The organism is Nocardiopsis endophytica, assembly GCF_027706725.1.
GTDB classification, from domain to species: Bacteria; Actinomycetota; Actinomycetes; order Streptosporangiales; family Streptosporangiaceae; genus Nocardiopsis_A; species Nocardiopsis_A endophytica.
The window spans coordinates 1-7,082 of sequence record NZ_JAQFWQ010000186.1 but is presented as its reverse complement, the minus strand read 5'-3'; the positions used below and the strand labels follow the sequence as shown (position 1 = coordinate 7,082).

Genomic DNA, 7,082 nt, shown 5'->3' with positions numbered 1-7,082 from the left:
ACCCGCCCGGGGCCCCCCCGCCTCTTCATGTCCGCGCGCCGCTACTCCGGCCGCTACTCCACGGGGGCGTCCGTCGTACCGCCGTCGCTACCGCCCGGGTCGGGATCGGGCGAAGGGGTGCCCCCGCCGCCGTCGGAGCCTCCGTCACCGGAGCCGTCCCCGCCGGTGTCGCCACCGCCGTCGCCGGAACCGTCCCCGCCGGTGTCGCCGCCGCCGGTGTCCCCGCCGTCCCCGGAGCCGTCACCGGTCCCGTCGCCGGAACCGTCCCCGCCGTCACCGGGGGAGTGGTCCGGGTCGCAATCGGGGTCCTGCTGGGACGGGCCGTCGGGCGCTCCCGCGTTCGGCCGCCCCGTCGCCGTCGGCACGGGCGAGCCCCCGCCGTCGGGCGGCGGAGGGGTGCGGCAGTGCTCCGGAATGCCGGTGATGGTGCTGTCACCGTCCTTCTCCGGGTCCTCGGAAGGGGCGCCGCCGCCTTTCCCGCCCGTCGCGCCGCCGTCCCCCCGGGGAGGCTCGGCGTGGCCGGTGTCGTCGGTGGCCGCGCCCGCTCCGCCGCCGTCCGGCCGCTCCTGCTCGGGGGCCCCGGTGTCGTTGGAGGCGAAGAAGATCTGCTCGCGCAGCTGCGGCGTGCCCATCAGCACGCTCCCCGCGATGGCGGCCGCCGCGCCCACCGCCAGCACCGGGCGCAGCCAGGGCAGCCCCGTCCAGAAGGGTGAGCGCCGGTTCTGGGTGCGCTCCCTGATCGCGCTCAGCGCCTCAGGGGACGGCTCCACGGAGTCGGCCTCCGCGCGCAGGATCGCGCGCAGCCGCTCCTCGGTGCCCTCGTCGAATGGTTCGCTCATGTCGTCTGCTCCAGAACCGAGCGGAGCGCGGCGATGCCCCGTGCCGTATGACTCTTGACGGCGCCGCGGCTGATGCCCATCGCGTCGGCGATCTGGGCTTCGGACAGGTCGCCGTAGTAGCGCAGGACGATGGCCTCGCGCTGGCGGGTCGGCAGTTTGCGCAGGGCGGCGATCACCGCGGCGCGCTCCAGCTCCCCCAGGGCGCCGTGCTCGGCGCTGGGCGCGTCGGGCAGGGCCTTGGGGGCGTGCTTCTCCACCACCGCCCGGTGCCGCAGCACCGAGCGCGCGCGGTTGACCACCGACTGGCGCAGATAGGACAGGGCCTTGTTGGGGTCCCTGAGCCTGCGCCAGGCGCCGTGCATCGCCACGAAGGCGTCCTGGACGACCTCCTCGGCGGTGGCGTGGTCGCGCACGAGGAGTGCCGCCAGCCGCACCAGCGGCCGGTAGTGCTCGCTGTAGAGGCGGGTCACGGCCTGGTCCGCGTCCCACTCGATCGCCGTCGCTGCCGCCGCGGTCGTCCCCGCGACCATGGTCTCCGTCACGTCCGTACGACGCGCGCCCTTGTCGCCGGGTTTACGAAAGGGCATACCTGTTCTTCTCGTTGAGGTGTGTGGTCCTGCACATGCCACCCCGCGTGCACCCCGGCGCCGGTCCTCGGGGGAGGGGCCCCGGGGATGAGGAGGACGCCATGGGCGAAGCCACGCGAAGGAACAGAATAGCCCGCAACGGCGGCGAATCGCGGAGGGTTCGCCGATTGTGCTTCCCCGCCCCGCGCCCCCGCAACCTCACGGAAGGGTCACGGTCCGGGCCGCGGTGCGGGGCGCTCCGCCCGTTGGGCCGCCGACCACGGTAGAGGAGGCGCGGCGCCGGCCGCTCCGGAACGGCCGGAATCCGGGCCGGATTCCGGGGCGGAAGGGGACTCGGGACCCGGGCGGGGCGCGGCGCGGGGCGGCGCCGGGGGGCCAGAGCTCGGACGCCGGATGCGTGGCGGACGTGTGCGGCCGGATCCGGGCACGGCCGCGGACCCGGTCCGGCGCGGTCCCCCTCGCCGTCACCGGTCTGCGGCATGATGGGGGCGGGCGCCGAACCCCCTCGGAGGCTCCGAGGGGCCGGAACCCGCACCTGGGGCCCGGCAGGGCGCCCGGTCGGACGCGAAGCAGCGAGTGGTTGGGAGAGGACACAGGTGGCCCAGAGCGACCCCGAGTGCCTGTTCTGCAAGATCGTCGTCGGCGAGGTGCCGGCCGAGATCGTCCGCGAGGGCGAGCGCACGGTCGCCTTCCGCGACATCAACCCGCAGGCGCCCACGCACGTGCTGGTGATCCCGCGCGAGCACCACCCCGACGTCGCCGCGGCGGCGCGCGCGGGCACCGGGCTGGTCGACGAGATCGCCCGCGAGGCCCAGGAGGTGGCGCGGGGCGAGGGCATCGGGTCCGACTACCGCATGGTCTTCAACACCGGCACCGGCGCCGGGCAGACCGTCTTCCACGTGCACGCCCACGTGCTGGGCGGGCGCGGCATGGAGTGGCCCCCCGGATAGCCGCCGGACGGCCCGCCGGAGCAGGCCGGGAGCCCCTGGGAACAAACCGGGCCGGGGGCCCATTGGGATAAGGTGAAGGGGTCGCCGCAAGCGACCACGTGGAACGCGAGAGGCAGGGGCGAGAGGCCGCAAGGCCGACCCATGGTCGAGACAACGCAGAACAGCACCCAGGTCAAGATCGTCGTGCCGGAAGAGCACATGATGGTCGCCCTGCTCGGTCCCGAGGACGAGCTGCTCCGCACCGTCGAGAGGGCCTTCGAGAGCGACATCCACGTCCGCGGCAACGAGATCACCATCAGCGGCTCCCCCGAGGAGACCTCGCTGGTCGTGCGGTTGATCGAAGAGCTGCTGGAGCTGGTGAAGAACGGCACGCACATCACCCCCGACGCGATCGACCGCACGCTGGCGATGCTGCGCGAGCCCTCCGGCGAGCGCCCCGCCGAGGTCCTGACCGCCGACATCCTGTCGGCGCGCGGACGGACGATCCGCCCCAAGACGCTCAACCAGAAGCGCTACGTCGACGCCATCGACCGGCACACCATCGTGTTCGGCATCGGCCCGGCCGGGACCGGCAAGACCTACCTGGCCATGGCCAAGGCGGTCAAGGCGCTGCAGAACAAGCAGGTCAACCGGATCATCCTGACCCGCCCGGCGGTCGAGGCGGGCGAGCGGCTCGGGTTCCTGCCCGGGACCCTGTACGAGAAGATCGACCCGTACCTGCGGCCGCTCTACGACGCGCTGCACGACATGCTCGACCCCGACAGCATCCCCAAGCTGATGTCGGCGGGCACGATCGAGGTGGCCCCGCTCGCCTACATGCGCGGGCGCACCCTCAACGACTCCTTCATCATCCTCGACGAGGCGCAGAACACCTCGCCCGAGCAGATGAAGATGTTCCTGACCCGGCTCGGCTTCGGCTCCAAGATCGTCGTCACCGGCGACGTCACCCAGGTCGACCTGCCCAGCGGCACCTCCAGCGGCCTGCGGACCATCGAGAACATCCTCTCGGGCATCGACGACATCGGGTTCTGCCGTCTGGCCAGCGAGGACGTGGTCCGGCACAAGCTGGTCAGCGCCATCGTGGACGCCTACGGGCGCTACGACGGCGGCCGCGCCCGCGACCGGGGTCCGGGCGGCGGCCGCGACCAGGGCCGGGGACACGGCCAGGGCCGGGGCCGGTCGGCCGAACAGGGCGGCCGGCCCGAGGGCGAGTGAGCCGCCGGCGGAGCGGGCGGAGCAGCGGAGTACACGAGTAAGGCGCGCAAGACGATGAGTATCGACGTCGCGAACGAGTCCGGCGTCCCGGTCGATGAGACGGCCCTGTCCGAGCTGGCCCGCTACGTCCTCGACGCGATGCGGGTGCACCCGCTCGCCGAGCTGTCGGTGGTGCTGGTGGACGAGGAGCCCATGGCCGAGCTCCACCAGCGGTGGATGGACCTGCCCGGACCCACCGACGTGATGTCCTTCCCCATGGACGAGCTGCGGCCCGGCGGCCCGGAGCGCACCAGCGACCCGGGCCAGCTCGGCGACGTCGTCATCTGTCCGCAGGTGGCGGCCCGCCAGGCCGAGGAGGGCGGGCACAGCGCCCAGGACGAGCTGGACCTGCTGTGCACGCACGGCATCCTGCACCTGCTCGGCTACGACCACGGCGAACCCGACGAGCGGGCGCAGATGTTCGGCCTCCAGGCCGATCTGCTCATGGGGTGGCGGCCCAGCGCGGCGGAGGCCTCGCGCACCGCCGAGACCCGGGAGGGGTGAGGTGGCCACAGCGTCGGCCGCGTTCCTCGCCGCCGCGGTGTCCGGCCTGGCGGCCGCCTTCCTGGTGGCCGCGGAGATCGCCGTCACCCGGGTCGCCGCCGGGGCCGCCGGGCCTCCCGGCGCGCTCCCCGAGCGGCGCCGCGCCCGCCTGGAGGCGCTGACCGCCGATTCGGCCCGCACCCTCAACCTGGTCCTGCTGCTGCGGGTGGGCTTCGAAGTGCTGGCGGTGGTCGCCTTCGGGACCGGCGCCGTCGTGCTGCTCGGGCCCACCTGGGGGGCGGCCGTCCTCACCGCGGCGGTCATGCTTCCGGTGGAGTACGTCCTGATGGGGGTCACCCCGCGGATCCTGGGACGGCAGTTCTCCGTGCAGGTCGCCGAGGCCGGCGCGGTGCTGCTGGCCTGGCCCGCGGTCGTGCTGGGGCCGCCCGCGCAGCTGCTGGTGCGGCTGGGGCGGGCGCTCACCCCGCGCAACAAGGGCGGGCGCGGCGGGCCGTTCAGCAGCGAGGAGGAGCTGCGGCGGCTGGTCGACCTCGCCGAGCGGGGGCACGTCATCGACGCCGACGAGCGCCAGATGATCCACTCGGTGTTCAAGCTCGACGACACGGTGGTGCGGGAGGTGATGGTGCCGCGCACCGACATCGTGTTCGCCGCCGCCGACGACGACCTGGACGCGTGCCTGTCGCTGGCCCTGCGCAGCGGCTTCTCCCGCATCCCGGTCACCGGCGAGGACGAGGACGACGTCGTCGGCATCGTCTACCTCAAGGACCTCACCGCCCGGATGCGCGACCACTGGGCCGAGGCCGACGCGGCCTCCGGGGCCGGGCGGCCGGTGCCGCCCGTGCCGCCGGCGCGCGCGGCCATGCGCCCGGCGTCCTACGTGCCCGACTCCAAGCCCATCGACGAGCTGCTGCGGCAGATGCAGCGGCAGCGCATCCACATGGCGGTGGTGATCGACGAGTACGGCGGCACCGCCGGGCTCGTCACCATCGAGGACATCGTCGAAGAGATCGTCGGGGAGATCACCGACGAGTACGACGACGAGGTGCCGCCCATCCAGGACCTGGGCCGGGGCCGGGCCCGGGTGACCGCGCGGCTGCCGCTGGGCGAGCTCGCCGAGCACTTCGGCGCGGACCTGGACGCACCCGACGTGGACACGGTGGGCGGACTGCTGGCCTACGCGCTGGGCCGGGTGCCGATCAGCGGGTCCCGGGCCGACTACGCTGGTCTGAGGCTCACCGCCGAGGACCCCGCCGGCCGCCGCAACCGGACCGCGACGGTGCTGGTGGAGCGGCTGGACCCGCCACCCGGACCGGACGAAGGAGAGCAGTGACCGACACCAACGCCCCCGAGCTGGGCGCCGAGGACAGCAAGCTCGTCACCCTCGCCCGCGCCTCGCGGGCCCGCACCGGCGCCGCCGAGGGCGCGGCCGTGCGCGACGAGACCGGCCGCACCTACGCCGCCGTCACCGTGGACCTGCCGCACCTGCGGCTGACCGCGCTGCAGGCCGCGGTGGCCGCGGCGGTCGCGAGCGAGGCCGAGCACCTCGAGGCCGCCGCCGTGGTGACCGAGGAGGAGGCGCTGCGCGAGGAGGACCGCCGGGTCGCCGCCGACCTGAAGACGGGCGTGCTGATCAGCGCCGCCCCCGACGGCACCCCCGGAACCGTCGACCGCACCTGACCCGGGCCGGGCGGGGCACCGCGCCCCGCCCGCCCCATCCCGCACGATTCGAGACATGACGACCATGGACGAGCTCGACCTCGACAGACTCCGCGCCCCGCTGCCGGGCGCCGCCGCCGTGCCCGAGGGGTTCCGCAGCGGCTTCACGTGCTTCGTGGGCCGCCCCAACGTGGGCAAGTCGACCCTGATGAACGCACTGGTGGGGCAGAAGGTCGCCATCACGAGCAACCGGCCCCAGACCACCCGGCGCACGGTGCGCGGCATCGTGCACCGCGAGGACGCCCAGCTCATCGTGGTCGACACGCCGGGGCTGCACAAGCCCCGCACCCTGCTGGGGGAGCGGCTGGACAGCCTGGTGCGCTCCACCCTGGTCGAGGTCGACACCATCGGCTTCTGCGTGCCCGCCGACGAGCCGATCGGCCGCGGGGACACCTACATCGCCCGCGAGCTGGCCGCCCAGCGCGACACCCCGGTGGTGGCGCTGGTCACCAAGACCGACAAGGCCGACCGCAAGCGCGTCGCCGAGCAGCTCCTGGCCGTGCAGGAGCTGGGGGAGTGGGCCGACATCGTCCCCGTCTCGGCCGAGAGCGGCGAGAACCTGGAGGAGGCGGCGGGGGTCCTGTGCTCGCACCTCCCGGAAGGGCCGCCGCTCTACCCGGACGGCGACCTGACCGACGAGCCGGACGAGATGCTGGTCGCCGAGCTGGTCCGCGAGGCCTCCCTGGAGGGCGTCCGGGACGAGCTGCCGCACTCCATCGCGGTCGTGGTCGACGAGATGACCGACCGCCCCAACACCGCCCCGGGGCGCGAGTTCACCGACATCTACGCGTCCCTGTACGTCGAGCGCCCCAGCCAGAAGGCCATCGTCATCGGCACCAAGGGGGCCCGCCTGAGGAAGGTCGGCATCGAGGCCCGCCGCCAGATCGAGGCCCTCCTGGGCCGGAGGGTCTACCTGGACCTGAGGGTGAAGGTCGCCAAGGACTGGCAGCGCGACCCGAAGCAGCTGAGGCGCTTGGGCTTCGACCAGCAGACGTAGCACGGGCCCTCACAAGGTCGGCCCCGGTTCCCCGAGATCAACGCACAGGGGGCACATACCGGGCATACCGGACATCAAGCGGGGGTCCGGCCATCCCGTGTCGTGAGATCGACGCTTTTGTGCAGATCAAGCGTCGATTTCACCACCCAAGATGCCCCCGCACCACCCGCCCGCCCCCTTCGGCGATGATCTCGACAAAGGTGCTGTCATTCCGGCGGTTTTGACAGCACCTTTG

Annotated in this window: 8 protein-coding genes; 6 read left to right on the top strand and 2 right to left on the bottom strand. The window is 73.6% G+C overall.

Going from position 1 to position 7,082, the window contains the following annotated elements; translation table 11 throughout:
* Positions 1–53: 53 nt before the first annotated feature.
* Both O4J56_RS31580 and O4J56_RS31575 read right to left on the bottom strand, forming a co-directional pair.
* The gene (locus tag O4J56_RS31580; RefSeq protein ID WP_270690879.1) at positions 54–839 is read right to left on the bottom strand and encodes a hypothetical protein; all 786 of its coding nucleotides are present in this window, start codon (positions 837–839) and stop codon (positions 54–56) included.
* Entirely contained in the window at positions 836–1,369 is a 534-nt protein-coding gene (locus tag O4J56_RS31575; protein WP_026123592.1) for a SigE family RNA polymerase sigma factor, read from the bottom strand. The genes O4J56_RS31580 and O4J56_RS31575 overlap by 4 nt, the downstream gene beginning before the upstream one ends.
* Before the next feature lie 653 nt (positions 1,370–2,022).
* Here O4J56_RS31575 and O4J56_RS31570 point away from each other — a divergent pair.
* From O4J56_RS31570 to era, 6 genes are all read left to right on the top strand, one after another.
* The gene (locus tag O4J56_RS31570) at positions 2,023–2,376 is read left to right on the top strand and encodes a histidine triad nucleotide-binding protein (RefSeq protein ID WP_270690878.1); all 354 of its coding nucleotides are present in this window, start codon (positions 2,023–2,025) and stop codon (positions 2,374–2,376) included.
* A 141-nt stretch (positions 2,377–2,517) separates the two neighbouring features.
* The gene (locus O4J56_RS31565; RefSeq protein WP_270690877.1) at positions 2,518–3,591 is read left to right on the top strand and encodes a PhoH family protein; all 1,074 of its coding nucleotides are present in this window, start codon (positions 2,518–2,520) and stop codon (positions 3,589–3,591) included.
* A 54-nt stretch (positions 3,592–3,645) separates the two neighbouring features.
* Entirely contained in the window at positions 3,646–4,134 is a 489-nt protein-coding gene (ybeY, locus tag O4J56_RS31560; RefSeq protein WP_017625195.1) for an rRNA maturation RNase YbeY, read from the top strand.
* 1 nt (position 4,135) lies between these two features.
* On the top strand, positions 4,136–5,464 hold the full coding sequence (locus O4J56_RS31555; protein WP_270690875.1) for a hemolysin family protein: 1,329 nt from the start codon (positions 4,136–4,138) through the stop codon (positions 5,462–5,464).
* The gene (locus tag O4J56_RS31550; protein ID WP_270690874.1) at positions 5,461–5,811 is read left to right on the top strand and encodes a cytidine deaminase; all 351 of its coding nucleotides are present in this window, start codon (positions 5,461–5,463) and stop codon (positions 5,809–5,811) included. The genes O4J56_RS31555 and O4J56_RS31550 overlap by 4 nt, the downstream gene beginning before the upstream one ends.
* A gap of 64 nt (positions 5,812–5,875) precedes the next feature.
* The gene (gene era, locus O4J56_RS31545) at positions 5,876–6,847 is read left to right on the top strand and encodes a GTPase Era (protein ID WP_270690880.1); all 972 of its coding nucleotides are present in this window, start codon (positions 5,876–5,878) and stop codon (positions 6,845–6,847) included.
* Positions 6,848–7,082 lie beyond the last annotated feature (235 nt).

Excerpts from the sequence above, each read along its gene's own strand:
- O4J56_RS31580 (WP_270690879.1), bottom strand. The coding sequence starts at position 839 with ATGAGCGAACCATTCGACGAGGGCACCGAGGAGCGGCTGCGCGCGATC.
- O4J56_RS31575 (WP_026123592.1), bottom strand. The coding sequence starts at position 1,369 with ATGGTCGCGGGGACGACCGCGGCGGCAGCGACGGCGATCGAGTGGGAC.
- O4J56_RS31565 (WP_270690877.1), top strand. The coding sequence starts at position 2,518 with ATGGTCGAGACAACGCAGAACAGCACCCAGGTCAAGATCGTCGTGCCG.
- ybeY (WP_017625195.1), top strand. The coding sequence starts at position 3,646 with ATGAGTATCGACGTCGCGAACGAGTCCGGCGTCCCGGTCGATGAGACG.
- era (WP_270690880.1), top strand. The coding sequence starts at position 5,876 with ATGGACGAGCTCGACCTCGACAGACTCCGCGCCCCGCTGCCGGGCGCC.